The sequence below is a fragment of the Erwinia oleae genome (assembly GCF_000770305.1).
In the GTDB taxonomy this organism is placed as follows: domain Bacteria; phylum Pseudomonadota; class Gammaproteobacteria; order Enterobacterales; family Enterobacteriaceae; genus Erwinia; species Erwinia oleae.
In genome coordinates this window covers 26072-50759 of the sequence record NZ_JNVB01000022.1, presented here as the reverse complement: position 1 = coordinate 50759, position 24688 = coordinate 26072, and the positions used below count along the sequence as shown (strand labels likewise).

Annotated in this window: 23 protein-coding genes; 8 read left to right on the top strand and 15 right to left on the bottom strand. The window is 53.6% G+C overall.

Translation table 11 applies throughout. The features are described 5' to 3' along the window. Positions 1 to 837 (bottom strand): aldo/keto reductase family oxidoreductase (locus GS12_RS09285; RefSeq protein WP_034946194.1); only part of this gene is annotated, 837 nt, incomplete at its 3' end. A 96-nt stretch (positions 838 to 933) separates the two neighbouring features. Between GS12_RS09285 and GS12_RS09280 the strand changes: the two genes are divergently transcribed. Then, positions 934 to 1875 carry a LysR family transcriptional regulator gene (locus GS12_RS09280; protein WP_052118410.1) on the top strand — a complete coding sequence of 314 codons (942 nt, stop codon included), beginning with the start codon at positions 934 to 936 and terminating at the stop codon, positions 1873 to 1875. On the opposite strand, the gene GS12_RS09275 is transcribed toward GS12_RS09280, so the two are convergent. The 3 genes from GS12_RS09275 to GS12_RS09265 all read right to left on the bottom strand — a co-directional run bounded on the left by GS12_RS09275 (position 1849) and on the right by GS12_RS09265 (position 8619). Continuing rightward, on the bottom strand, positions 1849 to 2265 hold the full coding sequence (locus GS12_RS09275; protein ID WP_034946222.1) for an RcnB family protein: 417 nt from the start codon (positions 2263 to 2265) through the stop codon (positions 1849 to 1851). The genes GS12_RS09280 and GS12_RS09275 overlap by 27 nt on opposite strands. A 166-nt stretch (positions 2266 to 2431) precedes the next feature. After that, complete coding sequence (locus GS12_RS09270; protein ID WP_034913195.1) at positions 2432 to 2842, bottom strand: type III secretion system chaperone; 411 nt, start codon at positions 2840 to 2842, stop codon at positions 2432 to 2434. A gap of 17 nt (positions 2843 to 2859) precedes the next feature. Further along, positions 2860 to 8619, bottom strand: coding sequence for an AvrE-family type 3 secretion system effector (locus GS12_RS09265; protein WP_034946191.1), 5760 nt, complete (start codon positions 8617 to 8619; stop codon positions 2860 to 2862). A gap of 280 nt (positions 8620 to 8899) precedes the next feature. Here GS12_RS09265 and GS12_RS09260 point away from each other — a divergent pair, with 280 nt between their 5' ends. The 4 genes from GS12_RS09260 to GS12_RS09245 are packed head-to-tail and all read left to right on the top strand — an operon-like array spanning position 8900 to position 13502. Continuing rightward, positions 8900 to 10393 (top strand): sodium:solute symporter family protein, encoded by a 1494-nt coding sequence (locus GS12_RS09260; protein WP_034946188.1) that lies wholly within the window; start codon positions 8900 to 8902, stop codon positions 10391 to 10393. A 12-nt stretch (positions 10394 to 10405) separates the two neighbouring features. Continuing rightward, a complete protein-coding gene (locus GS12_RS09255; protein WP_034946185.1) occupies positions 10406 to 11182 on the top strand; it encodes a 6-phosphogluconolactonase in 777 nt (258 codons plus the stop codon). Beyond that, positions 11175 to 12320, top strand: coding sequence for an N-acetylglucosamine-6-phosphate deacetylase (locus GS12_RS09250; protein WP_034946182.1), 1146 nt, complete (start codon positions 11175 to 11177; stop codon positions 12318 to 12320). Before GS12_RS09255 ends, GS12_RS09250 begins: the two co-directional genes overlap by 8 nt. Before the next feature lie 54 nt (positions 12321 to 12374). Continuing rightward, a complete protein-coding gene (locus GS12_RS09245) occupies positions 12375 to 13502 on the top strand; it encodes an ROK family protein (protein ID WP_034946180.1) in 1128 nt (375 codons plus the stop codon). A gap of 16 nt (positions 13503 to 13518) precedes the next feature. Here the strand turns inward: GS12_RS09245 and GS12_RS09240 are convergent, their stop codons facing one another. Beyond that, on the bottom strand, positions 13519 to 13725 hold the full coding sequence (locus GS12_RS09240; protein ID WP_034946177.1) for a DUF2767 family protein: 207 nt from the start codon (positions 13723 to 13725) through the stop codon (positions 13519 to 13521). Positions 13726 to 13807: 82 nt separating this feature from the next. Further along, a complete protein-coding gene (locus GS12_RS09235) occupies positions 13808 to 14290 on the bottom strand; it encodes a DUF1198 family protein (RefSeq protein ID WP_034946174.1) in 483 nt (160 codons plus the stop codon). 174 nt (positions 14291 to 14464) lie between these two features. Here GS12_RS09235 and GS12_RS09230 point away from each other — a divergent pair, with 174 nt between their 5' ends. Further along, the gene (locus GS12_RS09230; RefSeq protein WP_034913180.1) at positions 14465 to 14848 is read left to right on the top strand and encodes a DUF1090 domain-containing protein; all 384 of its coding nucleotides are present in this window, start codon (positions 14465 to 14467) and stop codon (positions 14846 to 14848) included. Positions 14849 to 14877: 29 nt separating this feature from the next. Here GS12_RS09230 and GS12_RS09225 read toward each other — a convergent pair whose 3' ends face one another. From GS12_RS09225 to iraP, 3 genes are read right to left on the bottom strand one after another with little or no spacing between them, the layout of a single operon-like run. Next, the gene (locus GS12_RS09225; protein ID WP_034913177.1) at positions 14878 to 15174 is read right to left on the bottom strand and encodes a hypothetical protein; all 297 of its coding nucleotides are present in this window, start codon (positions 15172 to 15174) and stop codon (positions 14878 to 14880) included. A gap of 54 nt (positions 15175 to 15228) precedes the next feature. Further along, entirely contained in the window at positions 15229 to 15651 is a 423-nt protein-coding gene (locus GS12_RS09220) for a DUF4186 domain-containing protein (RefSeq protein WP_034946171.1), read from the bottom strand. Positions 15652 to 15666: 15 nt separating this feature from the next. Continuing rightward, the gene (gene iraP, locus GS12_RS09215; RefSeq protein ID WP_034946168.1) at positions 15667 to 16002 is read right to left on the bottom strand and encodes an anti-adapter protein IraP; all 336 of its coding nucleotides are present in this window, start codon (positions 16000 to 16002) and stop codon (positions 15667 to 15669) included. Positions 16003 to 16242: 240 nt separating this feature from the next. Here iraP and GS12_RS09210 point away from each other — a divergent pair, with 240 nt between their 5' ends. Next, complete coding sequence (locus GS12_RS09210) at positions 16243 to 17454, top strand: diguanylate phosphodiesterase (protein ID WP_034946165.1); 1212 nt, start codon at positions 16243 to 16245, stop codon at positions 17452 to 17454. Positions 17455 to 17978: 524 nt separating this feature from the next. On the opposite strand, the gene GS12_RS09205 is transcribed toward GS12_RS09210, so the two are convergent. Then, a complete protein-coding gene (locus GS12_RS09205) occupies positions 17979 to 18215 on the bottom strand; it encodes a hypothetical protein (RefSeq protein WP_034913168.1) in 237 nt (78 codons plus the stop codon). Between the two features lie 154 nt (positions 18216 to 18369). Here GS12_RS09205 and GS12_RS09200 point away from each other — a divergent pair, with 154 nt between their 5' ends. Next, the gene (locus GS12_RS09200) at positions 18370 to 18597 is read left to right on the top strand and encodes a YgdI/YgdR family lipoprotein (RefSeq protein WP_034913165.1); all 228 of its coding nucleotides are present in this window, start codon (positions 18370 to 18372) and stop codon (positions 18595 to 18597) included. A gap of 337 nt (positions 18598 to 18934) precedes the next feature. Here the strand turns inward: GS12_RS09200 and gndA are convergent, their stop codons facing one another. The 5 genes from gndA to gmd form a co-directional block, all read right to left on the bottom strand. Further along, the gene (gene gndA / locus GS12_RS09190) at positions 18935 to 20344 is read right to left on the bottom strand and encodes an NADP-dependent phosphogluconate dehydrogenase (RefSeq protein WP_034913162.1); all 1410 of its coding nucleotides are present in this window, start codon (positions 20342 to 20344) and stop codon (positions 18935 to 18937) included. Between the two features lie 131 nt (positions 20345 to 20475). Continuing rightward, positions 20476 to 21591 (bottom strand): glycosyltransferase family 4 protein, encoded by a 1116-nt coding sequence (locus tag GS12_RS09185; protein ID WP_034946160.1) that lies wholly within the window; start codon positions 21589 to 21591, stop codon positions 20476 to 20478. Then, a complete protein-coding gene (locus GS12_RS09180) occupies positions 21588 to 22751 on the bottom strand; it encodes a glycosyltransferase family 4 protein (RefSeq protein ID WP_200884510.1) in 1164 nt (387 codons plus the stop codon). The genes GS12_RS09185 and GS12_RS09180 overlap by 4 nt, the downstream gene beginning before the upstream one ends. Continuing rightward, on the bottom strand, positions 22727 to 23629 hold the full coding sequence (locus GS12_RS09175; protein ID WP_034946157.1) for a GDP-mannose 4,6-dehydratase: 903 nt from the start codon (positions 23627 to 23629) through the stop codon (positions 22727 to 22729). The genes GS12_RS09180 and GS12_RS09175 overlap by 25 nt, the downstream gene beginning before the upstream one ends. A gap of 1 nt (position 23630) precedes the next feature. Further along, complete coding sequence (gene gmd, locus GS12_RS09170) at positions 23631 to 24671, bottom strand: GDP-mannose 4,6-dehydratase (protein WP_034946155.1); 1041 nt, start codon at positions 24669 to 24671, stop codon at positions 23631 to 23633. Positions 24672 to 24688 lie beyond the last annotated feature (17 nt).

The window sequence follows — 24688 nt, the reverse complement described above, 5'->3', positions numbered from 1 at the left end:
TTTCACTGCCGCTTCCGGCAGAACCAGATCCGCCGCCGCCAGGTTTTCACGCAGGTGGGTGGTTGATGAGGTGCCAGGGATCAGCAGAATGTTGGGCGAGCGTTGGAGAAGCCACGCCAGCGCGACCTGCATCGGCGTGGCGTTCAGCGAGTGCGCGACCTCATTCAGCGCCGCCGACTGAAGCGGCGAAAAACCGCCGAGCGGGAAAAACGGCACGTAAGCAATCCCCCGGGCGGCCAGGCTGTCAACCAGCGCGTCGTCCTGCCGGTTCGCCAGATTGTAGAGGTTTTGTACGCAGACAATCGGCGCGATCGCCTGCGCATCCGCCACCTGCTTCGCGGTGACGTTGCTCAGGCCGATGTGGCGGATCAGCCCCTGCTCCTGTAACGCCAGCAGCGCGCGCAGTGGCGCGTCGAGCGACCCTTCAACCGGCTTCGCCATATCCAGCATGCTGCGCAGGTTAACCACCTCCAGCGTCTCCAGCCCCAGATTTTCCAGATTCTCCTCCACCGCGCGGGTCAGCTCACTGGCGGAAAATGCGGGCAGCCAGTTGCCCTGCTCGTCACGCTTCGCGCCCACCTTGGTGACGATGCACAGCGTATCGGCATAGGGATGCAGCGCCTTTTTGATCAGGCGGTTGGTCACGTGCGGGCCGTAGAAATCGGACGTATCGATCATTGTCACGCCAGCCGCGACGGCATCGCGCAGCACCTGCACCGCCGCCTGTTCATCTTTTGGCGGGCCAAAAACGCCGGGACCGGCCAACTGCATGGCGCCGTAGCCCATCCGGCTGATTGTACGATCGCCCAACGTCCAGGAAAGTGTATGTTCCGACATCGCAGACCTCCTCAGTGAGTGTTCAATGATTGTACAGGGCGTCAGGCTGTGTCACTATCCGGCAAAATCATGACACGCTGTACGAGGAGACGCACAATGAAGCTGGATATGGCCCTGTTGCATGCGGTGGTGGCGGTAGCAAAGGCAGGCGGTTTTCGCGAAGCGGCGCGCGTTACCGGCAGCAACCCTTCTCGCCTCAGCGACGCGGTACGCCGCGCGGAGCAGCAGCTGGGCGTGCGGCTGTTCAACCGCACCACGCGCACGGTGGCGCTCACCGAGGTGGGCAGAATGCTGATGGAGCGACTGCTTCCTGCCATGAATGAAATGGAATCTGCGCTGGATGATATTAACCGCTACCGCGATACGCCTGCCGGAACGCTGCGGCTGAACGTGCCAATCAGCGCGGCGCGGCTGGTATTACCGGCGCTGGTGCCTGGTTTCCTCGCCCGCTATCCGGATATCCGGCTCGATGTGGTGGCGGAGAGCAACGTGCAGGATGTGTTCCGCGACGGCTGCGACGCGGGCATTCGCTACGAGGAACGGCTGGAGCAGGACGTCATCGCCATTCCCATCGGCCCGCGTGAACAACGCTTTGCCCTCGCCGCCTCGCCTGATTACCTTGCGCGACACGGCAGCCCTGAACATCCCAAAGATTTGATACACCATCGCTGTATTCAGGGGCGCTTCGCCAGCGGCATTGTGCCGGAGTGGGAGTTTGAGAAAGCGGGCGAAAGCGTCAACGTGCAGCCGGGCGGACAGCTGCTGGTCAGCATTGGCGGCGCGGTAGATTTGGGGGTGGAAACGGCGATAGCGGGCGGCGGGATTATCTATCTGTTTGAGCAGTGGCTGCAACCGACGTTCGACAGCGGCAGGCTGGTGCCGGTGTTGCCGGAGTGGTGGCTTACTTTCTCCGGCCCGTGGCTCTATTACCCGGATCGCCGCCTGATCCCCGCGCCGCTTCAGGCATTTATCGATTTTGTGCGCGAGAAACAGGCGGCCGTTTCACCTGTATTACAGGGCGTTATGCAACAGGATTGAGGTGATTACACCGGTCGCGGCAGCGATCAGCACGTAATTCCCGTCGATATACGCCCAGTGCTGACCACGCGGTGGTTCGCCCAGGCCACGGTCGCGCCAGTCATTAACGCGGTAAGGCGCGCTGTCGAAATGCGCAGGCAAACGATGGCCGCGACGGAAATCCTGCCCCTGCCACGCAAAACTGTCGCGTGACGCATAATGGCGGTCGTCATGACGGCGCTCGTCGTGACGACTGTCGCCGCGCGGGCCACCACGATCCGAACTGGCGTCGTGGCCACCCTGCGCCTGATGCCTGAACTGCGGCTGGCCCGGAGGCCCTTCAGCCTGCGTTACGCCGGAAAAACCTGCGGTAACAGCCGCAATCAGAAATGCCACAGTGGTCTTTTTCATGGTGATATCCTCAATTTTCACGCGGCTTCAGGTACGCCGCTGAGGCTCACTATCGTTCACTCCTTACTGAAAAAATACCACTCCTTGTCCTAAAACCCTTTATTTTACGGTACTTTATCATTCCTTAGCGCTTTCATTACATTATGAATGGATTGTGATGCGTGCGTCAGGCTGCCTCGCGGATCTCATTGAGGAATTCGCTTACCTCCTGCGCCTGAGTGATAAACCCCTCCAGCATCTGGCTGAAGGTGCGCGCGTCCAGCCCGCTGACGGAGAGCTGGCTGCACAGCCGCAGGCAGTCGTCTCCGTCCAGTGCCAGCCAGCAACCGCGCATGGCGTTCATCTCAAAATTCAGCGCCAGCAGCATACGCAGACGATTTTCTGACGCGGTAGCCTGCATATTCTCTAACTGACAGTGAAAAAGCACACAGTCGCTGTCGGCAGGCAGTTCAACCACCGCCACCTCCTGCCTGTCGCCGTTGACCAGCGCGCAAACGCCGTCGTTGAGGCTGAGCGTCGTATTGTGGCGACGTCCCCAGGCGGCAAGGTACTGATTAACGCTATCGGTGATGGACATTTTTTCTCCTTGAGGGATTACCTGAGCACGAAGTCAGCCTGCTGTGCCTGACGCAGCGTGTCGGCAAGACGGTCGTTGATTTTGGCGATGCGGCCATCCAGCGTGTAGCCGGTCGGGAGATCCTGATCCTTGCCGTAGCTGAAACTGATTTTCCCCAGGCTGCGTTTCATCGCCACCGAAGCGCTGTTTGAGCCGCCCAGCAGGAAAGCAGGCGTGGCAAAACCATCGCTTTTGGTCTGGGTTTTAGTGAAATCGATCGATTTGACGCGCATTTTTGAATAATCGACCAGCTCCTGGCTCAAATCATCCGGCACCTTACCGCCGTTCAACAGCCGATCTTCAAGATCGTCGCGCGCGTCATCTTTCATCTCAAGCGTCACTACCGCCGTGGCGCTGGTATTGTCTTTCAGCGAGGACAGCGTTTCCTTTAGCCGCTCGTCGTTTTCCGCCAGTTGAATCACCTTTTCTACCGCTTCAGAGGCCAGCAGGCCGCCAAGCAGCTTCGCCAGGTTGTCTTTCAGGCTGTCGCCGGTCACTTTGTTCATGTTGGAGAAGGTGACTTTGTGCTCACCGCTGTCCAGCAGGAGGTTGCCCTCCTCCCATGCTTTCTGCTGGCGAATATGCTTATCAAGATCGCGAAGCGCGCCCCGCTGCGCATTGTTACGGCTGTCATAATTGCGCGGGGTAAAGTGCGCGTCGAGCCTGTCCAGCTTCTGCTTTGGCGTCATCGCCGTTTTGTCTTCGTCTTTCTTCGGATCTTTTAAATCTTCCATCAGCTTTGCCGTTTTGGGATCGGTGAAGCTTTTACCCATCGACTCGGTCAGCTTATCCATATCTGTCCCTGCCAGCGGTCGGGGAACTTTGGTCCCCATAGAAAGATTGTGCCTGGTGGTACTGTCCACGCTGCGCTGGATACTGGCCGCCGGCCCGGAGAAAACGGGCATGCGGCCTTTATCGTTTTGGATAATCACGCCGGTCGGCAAAGCAAAGTTACCGCCGATTGCCCCTCTGTTGAAGGCCTGAAGGTGATTATTGCTGCGGCCTTTCGCATTACCGTCTTCTTTACGGCTGCTTTCGCGTTCGCGTGATGCGTAGGCCAGGTTTGCCGACATATAACCTCCCAGGCCGGCGCGAAAGCTTGCGGGCGTCTCTTTTTCAGCCTTAGAGGTGAACGGTAGACCCACTGAGGCCATACCGGCCAGGTTGGCGTCCAGGCTCACGCTCATCACGTTACCATGCCTGACGCTATGGTTGATGCCGCGGTCAAGCAGCGAAAGCGGATCGAGTTTTCCTTCGGCCAGACCTTGAATAAATGCCGGAAACTCTGCTTCGGTAATTTCAAAACTGACGCCGTTTTGTTTTTTCAGATCCAGCGGGGTGACGGAGATACCACCGCCGAAGCGTACCCCCGGTGAGAGCTCGCGTTTGCTGTCGATGTGTACCGGATGGCTTTTCATATGATCGGTGAGAATGTTGTAACCCGCGCCGCCAATCACCGTCACGCTGCCGCCGCCGTCGCGGCCAAAGCTGACGTTGATGCCGCCTTCGCTACGCGTCAGGCTGAGGTTATAACCTCTGTCCAGGCTCCCGCGTCCGCCAACGCCGACAAAGACTTCGTTGCCGGGAATGCTGGGCACGCCGGTCACGGTGCTGGTCACGCCGTAGGCGCGGCTGAACGAGATGCTTTCATCCTTCTCCATCGACAGAATGGTTTTTCGCAGGTTTTCTGCCAGCTCCGTATTATTCGCGGAGCGCGTGACGGTACGCGCGGTGACGCTGACGGCGTGGTTCTCCTCGCTGAATGCCCTCATCATGGTTTTCATGGCGTCGTAGTTGGCCTCCAGCCGGTCATTGTCGCCAAAGCCCTGCCGCGTGATGCGGGTGATCGGGTTATCCATCCAGCCGTTATCCCGCAGCGCGGTAAACTCTTTCTCCAGCGACGCCAGCTCTTTCGTCTTCGCCTCGCCCTGCTTTTTCATTGCCTCGCCCACCCGAAAGGTTAAGTCGTGCAGCTTTGCAGAGGTCACGCCGTCGAGGATCAGACGCGATTTGATCAGTCCCGTTTCATCGTATTTATCGCGATGCAGCCCCAGCGGCACGTTCCCCGCTTTCTGATGGGAGAGTTTGACGTTTTTGGTGTGCAAGGTATTCAGGGCCGCATGGGCGTGTTTTTTATTGCTGGCCGGATACTCTCCAAAAAGCCGGGTGAGTTTATCGGTTAACTCGCCGTTGCGGGTGCTGGCCGGGTTCAGGTGATTGGTCATCGCAGTGAACCCTTTACTGACCTCATTTTTATCCTGCCCGTAGTGATCTTTCAACTGCGTTGCATGACGCGCCGCACTCTCCGCCAGCACGGTGCTAAAGCTTTGCACCTCGGCCAGCCATGCCGGTGCGCCTGCAATCGACAGGGCGGAAATCTGCTCATCCAGCGGCTGGTCGTCGATGCGTCGCGGAGGATGGGCGAGGTGATGTTCAAGCGCGTTAAGCTGTTTACCCTGCTCCTGATAGATAGCGTTCAATCCCTGGCGTCCGCCGTAGCTGTGCTGCATCAGATCCACCATATTCTTTACCGGACGGCCGTGAACCACCGGGCGAAATACAAAGGTGTTAAGGCGGGTACGGAACGGCGTGTGCACTTTATAGCCATCGTGGCCGGTCTGACCGAAAGTATTAACTTCCTGTTTGTAAGTCAGGCCGGATGTCCCCACCCGCCCCTCGGGCGTGGCAGAACTGATACGATCGTAATATTTTCTTGCGTAATTTTTGCCATCCCCGGCAGGAAAAATGTCTTTCTCATTAATCTCTTTCCATTTGGTGGTTTTTTTATCGTTATCTCTCTCACAGGCGATAAGCTTACCGTCAGTGGTTTTAGCCAGTAAGCGGTTGCGCTGATTGACAATAAATTTGTCGGCGATCGTATCTTCGAGGTTGGCGTTATTGCCGATTTTTGCAGGAAGCGCCTCCATCTTCATTTTGCTGAGGTCGCCTTTCAGCCAGTCCGCCTGCGCAACGCTGAATATTTTGCCTTTATCACTGAGCAAAAAGAGGCTGTTGTCCGTGCCAATCGCCATATCTTTGGCTTTATGCGCCTCGACCGGCCCCTGTTTTTTACTGCCTCGCGTTTCTGCGCCGATCATCGCCTGTTGCAGGCTTTGATGGTTGATATCAACAGGCGCCTGGCGATCGCGACGGTTGTCGGCATTAACGTGGCGGATATGCAGGTTGCCGTTCTCTTCCAGCGCCGCAAAGCGGCCGTTATCGAGCGCGCCGATCGCCACCAGTTCCAGGTTTTTATCCAGTCCGGCCATGGCAAGATCTTCACTGAAGCTTTTTTTCACCTGGCTCAGGGCAAACGCGTTCTGTTCAGCATTGATTTTGTTGCTGGTGAAGTTCATCTTCAGCCGTTTCAATTCGTTACTTTCGGTACGTATCCAGGCCTGACCATCCTGCCCGCAGCGTACCGCTTTCGCTTTAACCTCTGTCGCCTCCCAGTTTTGGGTGGTGTCGTTGAAAAAGTGTATTTTATCGTCATGTAGCGTCACCAGGCCGCCCTGCCCCACGCTTACCGTATCCTGTGGTTCAGGTTTTAACTGCGGCAGCCCTTTCTGAAAATCCATGACCATGCTGTCGCTCAGATTCCATGTCGAAGGCACGTGCCGTATATCGTGCGGATGATTTAAGGCAATCGCATGTTTGCGATCCTGGCGATCCTTAACGATAACGTGAAGCTGGCGATCGTCGCCATGCACCACGTCCTCCACGTGAAACGTGTCGCCAACCACGTTTTTTATCTGATTGTTGAGGCGATTCTGTAAGGTTAGCGCTTCACCCTCACTGAATTTCAGCTCGCCGCTCTCATCGGCATGGCTGGCCACCCGCAGTTTACCCTGATAATCGGCGGCAAAAACGTGGCTTTGATCCTGGACGATGGCGGCCAGTTCGATATCTGCTGGTTTGACGGTCAGCGTCTGATGCATGTTCGCCGGTGCATCAAGCCGGGGAAGCAGTGTGAGGCTCTGCTTATGCGTGGTTTCGTTCTTAAGCAGCAGCAGCGCCTTACCGTCAGGCGCGACGGCAGCCTTGCCGATCTTGTCGTCCATTTTTTCACTGTGGATGTGCGTCTCAAGGTTGCAAAGCCGGGTGCTGTCGTGGACGCAATAGAGCTGGTTGTCGCCCTGTCGGCTCAGCTGGGCGATATCTTTATCCGCTTCCAGGCCGGGCGGCGTGGCAACTTTCCATGCTTCCCCGCCCGGCGCCATCTGATAGGCCTTTTTGTCATGAATACGCCACGACTGTTTCCCGTCCTGTTGAGCATACACGCCGGTGAGCTGGCTCAAAATGGCAGCGTCAGGCAGTTTCATTTTGGCAGGAACGCGTGTATGCACGCCCTTTTGACTGACCTCGACCTGGTTGTTGTCATTGCTGAGCTTCAGCGTGTGATCGGTTGCTCCTCTTTGAGTGGAACGCGAGGACGCCAATCCGGGCGTCGGGGTGCGCTGCCATTTTCCCTCTATTTTACTGGAGGCAACGCCCGTCAACGCATCAGTGGAAGAGTGAACGGCGAGCAGCCTGCCGCTGTCCTCCAGCAGAATATGCTGCTGGTTATCGCTGCTTGACGCGATGTCCTGGTAGTGCTGCTTATCACGTCCGATCGTTTGCTTCAGCAGCTCAACCCGTATGGCAGGCCCACGGAGCAGGGTTGCTTTACCCTCGTCCAGGCGTAGTTTAACCGCCGCCTCGTTGCGCGGCATGGCAGCCTGGGTGACGGGCGGGCGCGGAGAACCAAAGCGACGCAGTTCTATCCCGTCTTCGCTGTTGGGCGCGGCGGTAGATACTTCGCTGGAGGCGCGCTGGCTGGACGCGACTGAGCGCGAGCCGTTCCGTTCAGAATTGACCGGGCTGGCCTCCCGCTGCGACGATGCGAAACGACGCAGCGAGGCGCCGTCTTCGCTGCGAAGGGACGCTGTGGACGTTTCGCCCGATGCGCGCGACCCGTCGCGGGCGCTACTCCGCGCCGAACCGGGCGGGCTGTGTTCACGGCGCGATGAATCAAAGCGACGCAGCGAGGCGCCGTCTTCGCTGCGAAGGGACGCGGTGGACGTTTCGCCCGATGCGCGCGATCCGTCGCGGGCGCTGCTCCGCGCCGAACCGGGCGGGCTGTGTTCACGGCGCGATGAATCAAAGCGACGCAGCGAGCCGCCGTCTTCGCTGCGAAGGGACGCGCTGGACGTTTCGCCCGATGCGCGCGATCCGTCGCGGGTGCTGCTCCGCGCCGAATCGGGCGGGCTGTCTTCACGGCGCGATGAATCAAAGCGACGCAGCGAGGCACCGTCTTCGCTGTTGGGTGACGCGGTGGAAGCCTCACTCCATACCCGGTCGAGCGCCTGGCCTAATCCTTCCGTGTCACGATCGGGCAGATTAAGCTGAAGCTGTGGCGCGGGCGTGCTAAGCGTGCGCATGGCAATGTTGTGTGTTTCATCCGCGGGCGCGGATGGACGTGAAGAGGCATTTTTATTACGAAAAAGCGGCTTGTGGATAAAGGCGCGAAAGCGATCGCCGGCGGTGGCCCGCGTCCCGCGATCCTGGTGCAATCCCTCGCCTGGCGCGAAGGTGTGTTCGCCGGCCGTGGCGATCGGCGTTCCCCCGCCCGATTGTCGTGGTGCTGCGGGCTGCTGGGCAAGAACGCCCTGTCCCCGCTGCGTTGAAGATGCACTGCTGGCGCGTTGAGTATTGTGCAGGCCAAATGCGGAAATAAAATTCCTGGTCACAAACGACACAATGTTCTCTCCTGAATGATTTTACACTCCGTGCGTGTTTATGTGTGGTGAGGCGCCACCGACGGTTCCCGGCTTCGTTTCCTTTTTTGGGAAAAAAAGGAAATTAAAAAAAGAAAACAGTGATGCTGCACACATTTCGAACAATAAGAGAATGCTATTTTTAATTTGTCCTAATTTAGGATTAATTAAAAAGTAATCAACTGAGTTGTGAGAGCACGTGACACTGTCCGTCGGTGAGCGGTAAGACCGGCAATCTGATTTGACCACTGTGGGGTTTGCTATGAACGCGCTTGATTACGGGGTAATGGCTCTCTATGCCATCATGATTGTCTGCATTACGTTTTGGGCGATGCGGCGTATCGGCAGCACAAAAGATTTTTTTGCCGCAGGTGGAAAAATGCCCTGGTGGCTCTCCGGCGTCTCTCACCATATGTCCGGCTACAGCGCGGCGGTGTTTGTGGCCTACGCCGCCGTCGCCTATAAATCGGGGATCACCATCTACTTCTGGTGGGCGTTTCCCATCTCCATCGCCGTGCTGCTTGGCGCGTGGATCTTTGCGCCACGCTGGGCGCGCCTGCGTATTCATATGAATATTGAATCACCGATGGAATACCTCGCCACCCGCTATAACGTGTCGACGCAGCAGGTGCTGGCCTGGAGCGGCGTACTGCTGAAGGTGTTTGACGTCGGCGCAAAGTGGGCAGCCATCGCGGTGATCATCAACGTCTTTACCGGCTTTTCACCGCTGATGGGCATCCTGATTTCCGGCACGCTGAGCCTGTTCTATTCGGTAATGGGCGGTCTGTGGGCCGATGCCTGTAACGACTTCGGCCAGTTTATTGTGCAGTTTGTCGCCGCCATCGTGATGGTGATTGCGGTCGCCATCCACCTCGGCGGCTTCAGCGAACTGCTGACCATCTGGGATCGCCTGCCGCCGCAGCACACCACTATTGTGCAGGAACCCTACACGACAGGCTTTATTCTTGCCTGTTTCATTATTTACACGCTGAGCTACAACGGCGGCACCTGGAATCTGGCGCAGCGTTTTATCGCCTCGCCCGGCGGTCAGTCGGCGCGCAAGGCAGCCCTGCTCTCCGCTGCGCTCTATTTGCTCTGGCCGCTGGTGCTGTTCTATCCGATGTGGGCCGCGCCGTTGCTCTATCCCGATCTGGCCGATCCGTCACGGTCATATTCGGTGATGGCAATGGATCTGCTGCCTGAAGGGCTGACTGGCCTGGTGCTGGTCGCCATGTTCACTCATACGCTGTCGATGACGTCGTCGGACGCCAACGCCATCACCGCCGTGGTCACACGCGATATTTTACCGGTGGTGCTGCCGCGCTATTTCTCGCAGCGCACGCCTTCGCTGCTGGCGGCACGTATCACCACCACGCTGTTTATCCTGCTGACGCTGGTTATTGCGCTGAATGCCGGGCGCTTCGGCGGCGTTCTGTCGCTACTGATTATCTGGTTTGGCGGCCTGGTCGGCCCCATTTCGATTCCGATGCTGCTCGGGCTGCTGCCGTGGTTTCGCCGATGCGGCAGCACCGCCGCCATCGCATCGTGGGCCTGCGGCGTCTCGGTCTTTTTCACGGTGAAATTTTTACTGGCCGACGTCACCACCGCCACCGTCGTCGCCTCGCCGGTGCTTACCTCGCTCGCGGTTTACATGCTGTGCGGCGTGCTGCGCCGCAGTCCGGTGTCGCCGGAGGTGGATACGCTGCTGAACGCGCTGAATCAGGACGCGCCCGCCACGCCGCGCGAGACAAACTGAAAGGAGAGACTGATGAATACGCCACATCCTGTCCGCCATTACGACCGTCTGAAGGTGGCGGTGTATGCCGATCGCCACACGCTCGGCCACGAGGCCGGCAAAGCTGCCGCCGCACATCTGCGGCATCTGCTGAATAACCAGCCACGCGTGCGAATGATTTTTGCCGCCGCGCCGTCACAAACTGAGTTCCTGGCCACGCTTGCCGGCGAACCCGGCATCGACTGGTCGCGCGTAACCGCCTTTCATATGGATGAGTACCTGGGTGCCGCCTGCCCGCCTGCGCAGCGGTTCAGCACCTGGCTGGCGCAGCATCTGTTTGCCGTCGTGCGGCCCGGCGACGTGTGGCCGATCCCCGCCGAGGGTGATGCTAAGACGATATGCTGTGACTATGCGGCGAAAATCGCTGAAGCGCCCGTCGACATCGTTTGCCTGGGCATAGGCGAAAACGGCCATCTGGCATTTAACGATCCGCCGGTGGCCGACTTCAACGACCCGCAGTTGATGAAGGTGGTGGAGCTTGACGCGCTCTGCCGCCAGCAGCAGGTTAACGACGGCTGTTTCGCCACCCTGGACGCGGTGCCGCGCCATGCGCTGACGCTGACCATTCCGGCACTGATGGCCGCTCGCCGACTGTTTTGTATGGTGCCGGGCCGCAGCAAGCGCCAGGCGGTCAGCGACGCGCTGCATCAGCCCGTCAGCACCGCCTGCCCGGCAACGATTCTGCGCCGCCATCCCGACTGTACGCTTTATACCGATAACGATGCGTTTGAGGAACCGCCCCATGGCTGACTGCGTGATTGACGCACGGCACGCTGATTCGCTTCAGGCTATCAGGCTGACCGCCGCCAACGGGGTGATTGAGAAGATTGTGCCGCTCGATACGACGGAACCTTTACCGCTCATTGCTCCGGGGCTGGTTGATCTTCAGGTAAACGGCTACGCGGGTATCGACTTCAACCATTATCCTTTCAGCCCGAAAGCGGTGGCGGCCGTGGTCGAAAAGCTCTGGCAGCAGGGCGTGACCACCTTTTTGCCCACGGTGATCACCGCCAGCGACAGGTCGATTGAGCAGGCGCTGTCCACCCTGGCTGCCGCACGCGAGCAACCCGTGGTGGCGGCCGCCGTACCGGGTTTTCATCTGGAAGGGCCGTTTCTCTCGCCGGAAGATGGCCCGCGCGGCGCGCATCCGCTTGCGCATATCGGCGCGCCCGATGACGCGCGCTTCAGACGCTGGCAGCAGGCGGCGCGCGGCGGCATTCGGCTACTGACGCTTTCACCAGAGTGGGCGAACAGCACGGCGTTTATTCAACGCTGCGTTGGCGAAGGCGTGATGATATCCATCGGACATACCAGCGCCAGCGCGGCGCAAATTGCAGATGCCGTTGCGGCAGGCGCGTCGCTTTCCACCCATCTGGGCAACGGTGCGCATCTGCATCTGCCGCGTCATCCCAACTACATCTGGCAACAGCTTGCGCAGGATGAGCTGGCCTGCGCGATGATCGCCGATGGCGATCATTTGCCGCTGGCGGTGCTGAAAGTATTCATGCGGGCCAAAGGAGAACGGGCATTCCTGGTCAGCGACGTGACCTGCTTTGCCGGAATGCCGCCCGGCGAATACCAGACGCCGATCGGCGGCCGGGTGACGCTCAGTGAATCCGGGCGGCTGGCGGTGACGGAAACGCCTGCCCTGCTCGCCGGTTCAGCGCGTGGGCTGCTGCACGGCGTCAACCACCTGTTACAGAACGATCTGGCCTCTGTCGGCGAGGCGCTGGCGATGGCCTCGCTGCGGCCGGCAAAACAGCTCAATCTTCCGCAGCAGCAGGGATTGCGTGCCGGTGCGCCTGCTGATTTCCTGCTGCTCTCGCCGCAGGCGCATGGCGTCTCGCTGCGCGCGACCTACAAAGCGGGACGCAAGGTTGTGGGATGACAACCCGCGTCAGGCCTGCCAGACTAGCCCGGAGGCAATTCGGGTGGATAAGAGATGAAAGAATCTGGCAAAGGCCCCGCGCTGCTCCGCGTGCACAACGTCAAGCGGGCACTGGGTTTTCTGCGGCAGCAGCGCATTACAACGCGGCAGGATATGTCACAGGCGCTGTCGCTCAGTAAAAATACCGTTTCGTTGATCGTTGAGGAGCTGATCGCTGCCGACCTTGTGCAGGAGCGCGGTTTACAGCAGGTGGCCGGTGCCGGGCGGCCAAAGATCCAGATCGCTCTGCGTCCGGAGAAGATGAAGGCCGCAGGCATTTTGATTGAGCGCGAGCGCGCGCAGCTCACGGTATGCGACTACTTCTCTGAGGTGATTGATACGCAGACGTGGCCGATGGATACGCAGGATCCGCAACGCGTGCTGCGCGAAATCAACGCCCTCTGTCGCCAGCGGGTTGCACAGCATCCTGAACTGTTAGGCATCGGCGTCGGGCTGCCGGGTATTATCGATCCCGAACGTGGCTATCTTCACCTCTCCTCTCACCTTAACTGGCACAGCGTTGACGTTCAGTCGGCGCTGCGCGACGTTGGCGCACCGGTCAGGGTGATGAACCCGGTCAGGGCCGCCGCGCTGCTGTCACTGCCCCGACACAATGAGGGCGCAGCGCGCAGCTGTTTTTATTTACGCGTCGGCGAAGGCACCGGCGGCGCGCTGTTAAACGGCAATGAGATCTTTACCGGCAGTAGCTGGACGGCGGGCGAAGCCGGACATCTTACCGTGGCCGACGGACCGCAGTGTCGCTGCGGCCAGCAGGGTTGTCTGGAGGCCATCATCAGTATTCCGGCCATCCGTCAGCGCTTTGCCCGCGCGCGGGCCGGTTTGAGTTGGGAAAAACGCGACGAAGCACCCGACGTTACCCACGCCATTATGCGCGAGGCCGGCGAGGCGCTGGGCAAAGCGCTGAGCCAGATCATGCTGTTGCTCAATCCGGCAACGCTGGTGATTGACTGCCCGTGGAATATCAGCCCGACATTTTGCGAATACGCGCGGGAAACGGCCAGGGCGAGAACGCTGGCCTTTACGTTTAAGCACACGTCGATTAACTTTCTGACGGATAATTACTCGCCGACGCGCGGCCTGGCGCTGGCGATCATCACCCGCAACGAGGCCACAACGATCTGACGCCGTCGTTAAGCGCTTACGGCTTCACCAGGCGGATAGCGTGTTCGAGGATCTTTTGCTCATCACGCTCGCTGTCGGCGCGCTGCTGACGCGTTTTTTTCAGCAGTTCGGCGATCACGCCGCGCGGCGTCTCATAGCCGCTCTCGGCCAGTACGATCACCGCATCGCCCACCACGTGGCAAACTTCGTCGTAATCGTCTTCGCTTAAAATATCTCTTTTCATTTCATCTCCTCCGCTAAATAACCTGGCACAGCGGCGAGGAAATGCCAGAAACCGCGCTGTTTTAAACCGGCGGCCCGCCCGGTTAATGCAGGCGGGAATGGATTGAAAACACGTTGCCGTTGGCGGGTATCTCCTCTTCCGGCGCAAAGCGGGCATTGTAGCGCTGGCGGAAAGCGTGCATCTCCTCTGCATCGGGCTCGATTTCTCGCAGAAAACTCAGCGCCAGCCGCACGTGACCGATGCTCAATGCCGCCGGCAAATGTGCCTTGCGCATCACCGCCTGCCAGGCGATGAGATTTTCTTCCGATTCATCAACGATAAAGGTCTGATAAATCAGCAATACGCTGGCGGCATTTGCCAGGTGCGCGTCGTTATCGTCGGTAAGATAATCCACAAACTCTTCGCCCGCGTTTTTGCCCATCATGGCGATCAGCGATTCAACCCAAACCACGTCAATATTCAGCTTACGCGTTAAGGCTTTCACCGCGCGCCGCGTGCGCGAGTGCAGCACGCGAAAACCGATAAAAAATACAATGGCGAGAGTTAACAGCATCAGCCAGATCATGCATTGTCCTTCCTGAGTGGTGCGAAAAAGCGCGGCGACAGAGTAGCAGCAGGCTGTAAAACCAGCAACCGAACCACTTTACATCCGGTTAAAACACCTTGTTTTGTCCTGTGTTAAGAAACTCTTAAGATACTTCACTATAATCGCCACCACGTCCCCAATGGAGCTGAGAACATGAAAACCAACGCTTTTTATACCGCGGGCCTGCTGGCTTTCACCTTTATTGCGCTGCCCGCCAGCGCCGCACCCACCGGCTGCGCCGCGAAAAAACAGGATATCGAACAGCAGATTGATTACGCAAAGCAGCATGGCAACACGCAGCGTCTCGCCGGATTGCAAAAGGCGCTGGCGGAAGTGAACGACCATTGCACCGACAGCGGCCTGCTGACGCAGCGCCAGGCGCGTGTCGCAGAGAAGCAGAGCAAAGTGGCGGAGCGCGAACGCGAACTGATGGCAGCGCAAAACAGCGGCAGCCAGAAGAAAATCGCCAAAAAGCAGGAGAAGCTGGATGAAGCGCGCGATGAACTGAAAGAGGCGCAGGACGCACTGAACAAGTAACAGTGAGGCAGGCGGCAACCCGCCTGCCATCAGGATTTACTCACCGTATAGCTTTTTACCCTGCCTTTATCCAGTTCAACCGTCAGCGTTTTTCCTTCCGTGGTGTCGAGCGTTCTCGCCTGCGCCCAGGTCCAGAGCAGGATCAGGCGATCTTCCGGGTATGGCGTCTCAGAGGTGGGGTGGCCGAACAACGCGACCAAATCGCGTTTGGTCGAGGCGCCTTTATGGATTTTTTCCAGCTGCGCTTCATCAAAATTTTTCCCGACGGAAGAGGTGCAGCCTGTGATTAACAGCAGCAGCGACAAAACGGGCACAATGGTTCTCATAGCAATGACCTCAGCATTTTGTTGCTATCGTAGCATGCGCCGTAAATGGCGCATTCAAAAAAGGTCAGGCTGCGGATTATCAGGGTTGGCGCGCGACCGGGGCGCTTTTGCTTTCGGCGCAGGTCGCTGCATCTCCTGGCGCAGCCAGCGGATTATCACCGCCACCACCCACGCCTGCTGCTCGTGGGTCAGCGGTTGATGCTGCGGGATGCCGTGCCATTTGCTCAGACAGCGACGACAGCAGGTTGCGGTGGCATGCTGGGCGATGAATACCGGATGCCCACGCATCGGCGTTTGTTTGCCGTCGTTAGCGGGTTCGCCGGGTGCCAGACGCTGCCGGATAAACGCTGCGGCATGTTCGCCTGTCAGCGCCTCGCCCTTTTCCAGACAATAATCGTACTCCGCCCGGCCAAGATGGAAGCGTTGCCGAAAGGAGGACTGCGACAGCCGGTGAAAGAGATCGTCAGACGCGCGCATCAGCAATGGCCGGAATTACGCGTCGGGCGCGTTTTTCGCCAGATCGTTTAATGCTGCATTATCCACTTCTGAATCCGCTTTTCCGATGAGCTGCGTCATCGAGAGCAGTTGATGAAATTCGGCTAACAGCAACTGCGCGTCGCTTTTCATCATTTCGTCAGAAGAGTCCAGGACTGAGTTGATGGCTTTGTTAACTGATTCGACCATTTCAGTTACGCCGCCGTTTTTTCCTACGGTCAATACCAATGCACTTAACAACAGAGACTGCGCCTCAACCTGCGCAGAAAGTTTTTTATTTTCGGCATCAATTTTGGAAATTTTTGCCAGCATACTAAGGATAACGTTCTTCATGTGCTTTAACCCTGGTAGGTGTAAGGGGCAATTTTACGCGTAGTATAAAATCTGGCAACCGCAAATTTTCTCAATGCTTTTCTGTTTATTATTCATTTGAACATTAATTTCTCTGATTTTACGCGCACTTTTCCTATTATTATCAACGTGCTTTGTATTATTTACTGATATTGATCTGGACAACCCTAGCAGCACTTCTGGTAATGTATGTGACATAAAGGTAATCATTTGGAATGCTGCATGTTGTCAACAATCGTCTATCGCAGTCATCTCTGCGATGAGGTTCCGGTTAAAAAACTGGAAGAAATGGTAGTTATTGCCAATAAAGTCAATGAATTATATGACATCACCGGTATTCTACTTTTTAACGGCACCCATTTTTTTCAGGTGCTTGAAGGGCCGGAAGAAGCCGTTCGCACCATATATGGCCGCATTTGTGAAGACAAACGGCATCACAACGTCGTTGAATTAATGCGCGATTATGCGCCTTCACGTCGCTTTGGCAATGTCGGCATGGAGCTCTTCGATCTCAGAGATTTTGATAAGGATTCGGTGCTTCAATCAGTGCTGGATAAAGGAACATCGAAATTTCAGCTCACCTATGATGATCGCGCTCTTCAGTTTCTCCGCACCTTTGTTGAGGCCAGGGAGAAGGAAAACTATTACGAAGTGCCGCCGGCCGATTCATGGGCGTTTATAGCGGATGACAATCAGATGCGCGAAGGCGATTCAACGTTGTCTGCTTCTGAGGACTTTTGCTTTACTTTTCAGCCCATCATCGATCCCTTTTCTCAACAGATTGTCTCTTTCGAAGCGCTCATGCAAGGCCAGGACGGGCGTTCAGCCGAAGACTATCTTTCAAACCTGCCGCGCGAAAACGTCTACGAGACGGATTTGAAATCCAAAAAGCTGGCCTTTGCACAGGCCCGAAAACTGGATATTCAGCATCTGACCTTATCGATTAATTTGCTGCCGATGTCGCTGGTGATGGTGCCAGACGCCGTTGAGTTTCTGCTGACGGAGATCGACGCACAGGGCTTCGTGCCCGAGCAGATTGTGGTCGAATTTACCGAAAGCGATACCATTTCACGCGTTGATGCATTCGAAACGGCAATTAAAAAGCTTAAAGCCGCCGGTATCAGCCTTTCAATTGATGGTTTTGGTGCCGGTTCGGCTGGCCTGTTACTGCTTACCCGTTTCCAGCCTGAAAAAATAAAGATCGATCGTCACATTATTAATGACGTACATAAAAGCGGCCCTAAACAGGCAATTATTCTGGCGATTATTAAGTGCTGCTCTTCGCTGGAGATTTCCGTTATCGCCGAAGGCGTGGAGAAACCCGAAGAGTGGATGTGGCTGGAAGCGGCAGGTATTTATAATTTTCAGGGCGCATTATTCGCCAGCCCTAAACTGAATGGCCTTCCCGCCGTGGCCTGGCCGGAAAAAAATTGATTTATGCGTAATGGGCCACACACTGTTGTGGCCCACTCTCTTTTATTCGCCTGCACATTTCCGTTGCATCTATCGACTACGCGCCCTGCTATCAGGCAAAAAAAACCGGCAAAACGCCGGTCAATGATAACGGCGGGTTCAGTCGTGCTGCTATCAGTTAAATGCATAAGGATTATCTGTCAGTGGCAGGCGCGCTAAGCCCTGGTCGGTTTGGCGCAATTTCTACGTGCCATGCTCGGGTACACTGACGCTTTCCAGACAATAGTTTTAATAAAAAAACTTAACAAACAGTTATAACCGATCGATTGCACTGAATTGATCGTTTAAAACGATCGATTTACATAACCTGTTGATTAACAATGAAATAAAATTAGTTAACTCTGTAATCTGAATCAGTCAATAGTGAGGTGATTTAATAGTGATTCGTTCGTGTTTAAGCCGGATTTATCGCTTTCATGCATCATCGGCGCACCTGAAAATGCGCCTCGTGATAACAGACAGGTGATATTACCGATTAGCTGATTTTATTCCCGATCGGGCTCGCGAAATAGCGCAGGGTCTACGTCGACACGGTCGCCTATCGACCACCCTTTTTTGCCCAATATGCGCTGAGGCGTGGTTTCCGGTACGGTGAAATAGTATGAGTACGATGTCTCACCTGATTTATCTGCATCCTCCTGTAAGTCCGTGGATTGCAGCCCCAGCACTTCAATTTCTTCCTCAGTCAGGCCCAACGTTTCTGCAAGTTTAGCTCGGTTCATAACTCGTCTCCCCGGTAGATGAATAATAAGTTAAGCACCGTTTCCGCAGAACTGCCGTCCTTATTCTTCACAGTCTTATCGGGGGTAAAAATCATGTTCAACCATCTTCTGCTATACTTAACTCGTTCTTAAACAAGTAATCACGAGGGTATCTATGAAAAAGACGTTAAGCATGTCCGTTGCTGCATTACTTGCCGTGGCTGCGCTGGCCGGTTGCTCACACAGCAATTACGCTATCCACACAAAAGATGGGCGCACGATTATTAGCGATGGTAAACCACAAGGAACTGAAGCCGGTTTACTGGGTTACATTGATGCCAATGGCACCAAACAGCAGATAAATCAGAATGAAGTCGAAAAAGTCTCTGAAGTTCCGCGCTGAATAAACTTGCCCCTGCAAAGGGGCATTTTCCCTGTGAACGTTGGCGTATTGTCTTCAATAACGCCCCCGCCCAAAATGGCTTATATGATATTTCCAACTTTAATAATGAATATGTATTTATGAGTATGGGTGACTATACGAATTTCGTTGAAGCGGCCGGAGTGCTCGCTAATAATGATGTTGTGAAGATTACGCCCTAATTGACAGAGCAAGACGGATATTCTGTATACGACATTCAGAGAGAAGTTTGCGATGGCGGACATAATGGCGGGGCGGAATTTGAGCGTGGATTTCTGATGTGAAAAAAAATGCTTCCCTTGGGAAGCATTTTTAGTGGTTAGTCGAGCCATTCCGTATGGAACACACCTTCTTTATCAATACGCTTGTAGGTGTGAGCACCGAAGTAGTCACGTTGCGCCTGAATCAGGTTTGCTGGCAGCACATCTGAACGGTAACTGTCGTAGTAAGCGATCGCCGCCGAGAATGTTGGCGTTGGGATGCCGTTCTGAATCGCATAGGAGACGACATCACGTAACGCCTGCTGATACTTGTCAGCGATACCTTTAAAGTAAGGTGCTAATAGCAGGTTAGCAATGCTCGCATTTTCAGCATAGGCATCCGTAATCTTCTGCAAGAACTGCGCGCGGATGATGCAACCAGCCCGGAAAATCTTAGCAATTTCACCGTAATGCAGATCCCAGTTGTTCTCTTCTGAAGCCGCACGCAGCTGTGAGAAACCTTGGGCATAAGAGACGATTTTACCCAGGTAGAGCGCACGACGCACTTTTTCAATAAACTCCGCTTTGTCACCGATGAAGGCTTGAGCCTGCGGGCCACTCAGTATTTTAGAGGCCGCAACACGCTGAGTTTTTAGCGAAGAAAGATAACGGGCGAAAACGGATTCAGTAATCAGTGACAGTGGCTCACCCAGATCAAGTGAGCTCTGGCTGGTCCATTTACCCGTGCCCTTATTCGCCGCTTCATCCAGGATCACATCAACCAGGTATTTACCCTCTTCGTCTTTCCGGGTAAATATATCTTTGGTGATGTCGATCAGGTAGCTGCTTAGCTCACCGTTATTCCAGTTGGTGAACGTTTCAGCCAGCTCAATGTTGTTCAGCCCCAGCGCATTCTTCAGTAATGCATAGGCTTCAGCAATCAGCTGCATATCGCCGTATTCGATGCCGTTATGAACCATCTTAACATAGTGACCTGCACCGTCCGGGCCGATATAAGCCACGCAGGCTTCGCCATCATCAGCGCGTGCAGCAATCTTATTCAGGATCGGTGCGACCAGCTCATAAGCTTCTTTCTGACCGCCAGGCATAATCGACGGGCCTTTCAGTGCGCCCTCTTCCCCACCGGAAACGCCCGTACCGATGAAGTTAAAACCCTGTTCAGACAGCTCTTTGTTACGACGAATGGTATCTTTATAGAAAGTATTACCGCCATCAATCAGAATGTCACCTTTATCCAGATGTGGCGTCAGCGATGCAATGGTTTTATCGGTCGCTTCACCAGCCTGAACCATCAGCAGGATACGGCGTGGTTTTTCCAGCGATTCAATAAACTCTTCAACGGTGTAAAAAGGGGCCAGTTTCTTGCCCTGGTTCTCAGCGATGACTTCATCGGTCTTTTCACGCGAACGGTTAAAGATAGAGACAGTGTAACCCCGGCTCTCAATGTTAAGAGCCAAATTCCGCCCCATGACTGCCATACCTACAACGCCGATCTGCTGCTTGGACATTACATACTCCTGTTTATGGTCTCGCAGGGTGTTACAAGTAACACCATTTTAAAAAGATGAGTAGGTTAACTCAGAATAGCTTATTAAAGATAATAATTGGTCTGATAGCCAGATGAAATTAATAATAAAAATCACCTATTTAACAATGACTTATAAATCCTGTTATAGCTTTTTACCATTTTATTTGCGGTAAAATGCGACTCGAAGCGGGCCAGGGCGGCCGCGCCGTAACTGCTGGCTAACTGAGGATTGTTCCATATTTCATCCATTGCTTTACGCAAAGCAGCAGGATCCGATGGTGGGACCACCAAACCCGTTACAGAATCAATATTGATGAAAGTTGTACCCGTGCCAATTTCACTGGATATGAGCGGCTTAGAATACAGAGCCCCTTCAAGTAGCGAAATTCCAAAGGCTTCTGAACGCAGGTGCGAGGGGAAAACCAGACAAGTACATAATTGCAGTAAGGCGGACTTTTCGCTGTCTTCTAATGCGCCGAGAAAATGGATATTGTTCACACCTAACCGCTGCGCCTGAGACTTAAGTTCAGCTTCAATCGGACCGGCCCCTACTACAACAATCGGATAACGGCTGTTCCTGGCCGCATCGATTAAAATATGCAGGCCTTTATAGTAGCGAAACGTCCCGATAAACAGGAAGAAGCCATTCGGGAATATGGCATGCCATTTTTGTAAAACGGCGGGATCGTTGTTTTGATAGAACTCTTTATCAAGACCATAAGGAATGACCTCGACTTTATCCTTAAATCGCTGCAAAACAGGACTACTTTCAACGTAATTCGGCGAGGCCGCAACAATATGATTTACGCTGGAAAGAAAGCGATTCATTAAGGGGGTATATAGCCTCAGCAGCGTCTTTTGTTTTACAATATCAGAATGATAGCTTACCACCGAAGGCTTTTTTATCCCTGCTGCAAAATGCATAAAGTCCATAAAGGGATAAGGGAAGTGGTAATGGATAATGTCTGAATCCTGTGCGAGTTTCTTGAATTGTCTTATCGCTGAATAAGAAAATGGCGTTGAAGCGAACTCGTAGAGTGTTTTTACGCGATAAATAACATGATTATCCAGGGCCTCTTTTTTATTTTCAAAACTGGGACTGTGGGTGAAAATCACGGACCTGATATCTTCTTTGATTCCACCTTCCGCAAGCTGATATATAACCTGTTCAATACCACCAAAAGTATCAGGATAGTATGTTTTATAACAATGGAGAACCCGAGTCATATGTATTTCGCGACCTGCTGGTAAGCTTCAATGGTTTTGTCCGCACACAATGACCAGGAAAATTGGCGGGCGCGGGCGAGGCCTTTATCAATCATATGTTGTTTTTCATAAGCGTTACCCATCATCATTTGAATATAGTTAGTTAAGGCATCTATATCTTCTGGATCATGCATTAATGCAGCATCCCCCGCCACCTCAGGCAGTGAAGTACTGTTAGAGCAAATTACAGCTGTTCCTGATGCCATTGCTTCAAGCACGGGTAATCCGAAACCTTCATATATCGAAGGAAAGACAAAACTTGTAGCAGCGCTGAAAAGAGCAGGCAAATCTTTTTCAGGGACAAAACCTGGATATTTCAGCCACCCTTCCCTTTCGCCCTTGTCGAACAGTTTGAAAAGCTTCTCATTTTCCCATCCTCTATAACCGCTAATGACTAAAGGAAATGCGGCTTTATCACGGGAGGCCAGACTGTCATAAGCCTGCAACAGCGTAAGTATATTTTTTCGCGGTTCAATTGTACCCGTATAGAGAAAAAAACTTCGCCACTGAAGGTTGTATTTATTGAGTACATTTTGCACATCAATTTTAGTGCGGCAGTGAAACTGTTCATTGCAGGCAAGAGGAGCAACGACAATTTTTTTATCTTCAATACCAAAAAAATCAGTCAGTTCCTGCCGGGTGTAGTACGAGTCAGTAATCAACATGGCTGCACGGGAAACTGTTTTTCTTAACTCTTTTTGCATTAAATGAACACGACCGGCTGGGTGAAATTGTGGCCAATGAAAAACTGAAAGATCATGAAAGGTCGCAACACAGTGCTTAACTTTAGGAGGTAAATAATAATTAGGGCTGTGATATATATGGCTTTTAAAATTTCTTAGTGCCAGTGTTTTCATAGCTGGAAAAGTAAGGCGGTAGATCTCACTAACGGCTTTGCTTTTTTGTAACGTGCGTTTGAGAGATTGAACCGATTGAGCTGATTCACTGGCGACAACCAGTGAATCACGTACTTTTGTGCCATGAAGATACGTCAGCATCAGCTCTTCTTTTCTCTGAAGCTGTTTTGCAAGTTCAAACGCGTAACGGCCAATACCGGTTAAAGGGTATTTAATGCAATCCGTAGAAAAAACGACGTTTATTTTTTTGCTTCCAGCATCCATTTGAGTGTGTCTCTGAGTGGGATTTTTGGAGAATCATTACCCGTTATATTATTCAGTAACGTGATATCGCCACAGAGTTCTTTAATTTCATTCGGTCGGACGAATTGTGGATTGACTTCAATACGAATGTCGTGACCAGTCAACTCTTTGCAGAGCACTATTACTTCATGTAAAGAGTACATCTTGCCTGAAGCAACATTGACAACGGTGCCAAAAGAAGAGGATTTGAGTAATGTTAAATAGCTTTTCACCACGTCTCGCACATCCGAAAAATCACGCCAGACATCAATGTTTCCCAGCTTAATTATCTCTTTTCGCTCACGAAAATGCTTAACTATTTTTGGAATGAGAAAGTTTTCTGCCTGACCCACGCCCGTGTAGTTAAACGGTCGTGTAATAATAATTGGCAGCGTTCCATAGAACAGGCCCGCCATAAACTCCATCGCTAATTTGCTTACCGCATAGTCATTTGCCGGTCTGGTCGGCGTTGTCTCCGCTAATTTACCCGGTGTGTTATTGCCATAAACATTTGCGCTGCTTGCGATCAAAACTGCCTCAGGCGTTTTTGTTGATTCGGCTAAAGCCTGTAATAAATTACGCGTTCCCCAAAGATTTACGTCATAAAATATTTTAGGATCACTGTGTGCAACAAAAGCAATGGCAGCAAGATGAACAACAACGTCAGGTTGAACTGCATCAATAGCTTGCTTGACCTGTTCTGCGTTAGTGAGATTGACCTGAATATAATTTGAGGATTCGCGGGCGGGGGATGAACCGAAACCATAAACTACATATCCGGCAGCGGATAACTCCGCTGCCATATATTGGCCGGTAAAGCCCTCGATCCCAGTGATCAGTGCTTTTTTGCCATTAGTCATATCAGAATGAGAACCCTTGTTTGTTGCGGCGTAGATCTTCTTCAACCATCATAGCACACAGTTCTTCCAGCGTTGTTTTAGGCTCCCAGCCCAGAATATCTTTCGCGCGCTGCGGATTACCGATGAGCAGTTCGACTTCAGCCGGCCGATAGAACTTAGGATTAACTTTCACGACAACTTTGTTAGTTGCAACATCAATGGCGACTTCCTGATCTTCCATGCCTTCAAAACGAAGCTCAATACCGGCTGCTTTAAATGCCATTGAGACAAAGTCACGAACCGTTTCAGTACGATTGGTCGCCAGCACAAAAGTATCAGGCTCCTCGGCCTGCAACATTAACCACATGCCTTCCACATATTCTTTTGCGAAGCCCCAGTCTCGCTTAGCATCCATATTACCTAACTCTAATACATCAAGCTTACCAAGTTTGATTTTGGCTACAGAGTCAGTAATTTTACGGGTCACGAATTCCTGCCCACGAAGTGGCGATTCGTGATTAAAAAGAATGCCGCTTGAAGCAAAAATATTATAGCTCTCGCGGTAATTTATCGTCATCCAGTGCGCATAGAGCTTAGCGACCCCATAAGGACTCCGTGGGTAGAAGGGAGTATCCTCTTTCTGTGGAATAGCTTGTACCTTGCCAAACATTTCAGAAGTCGAGGCCTGATAAAATCGAATTCCTGGATTGACAATGCGGATGGCTTCCAGCAAATTTACCGGCCCAAGACCAGTAATTTCAGCAGTGGTTAATGGCTGATCAAATGAGACGCCGACAAAGCTCTGAGCAGCAAGATTATAAACTTCCGTCGCCTGACTTTCATGCAGTAAGCGTATGCTTGATGAGAGATCGGTGAGGTCATATTCTATCAAGTGAAGATTAGGATCAGATTTAATGCCCAATTCTTCAATACGCCAGAAGTTTACAGAACTTGTACGACGATAAGTACCGTATACTTTATAGCCTTTACCAAGTAGTAGTTCAGCTAAATATGCGCCATCCTGACCTGTGATACCTGTTATTATTGCAATTTTATTAGTCATTTCTTACCTTCTTCAAT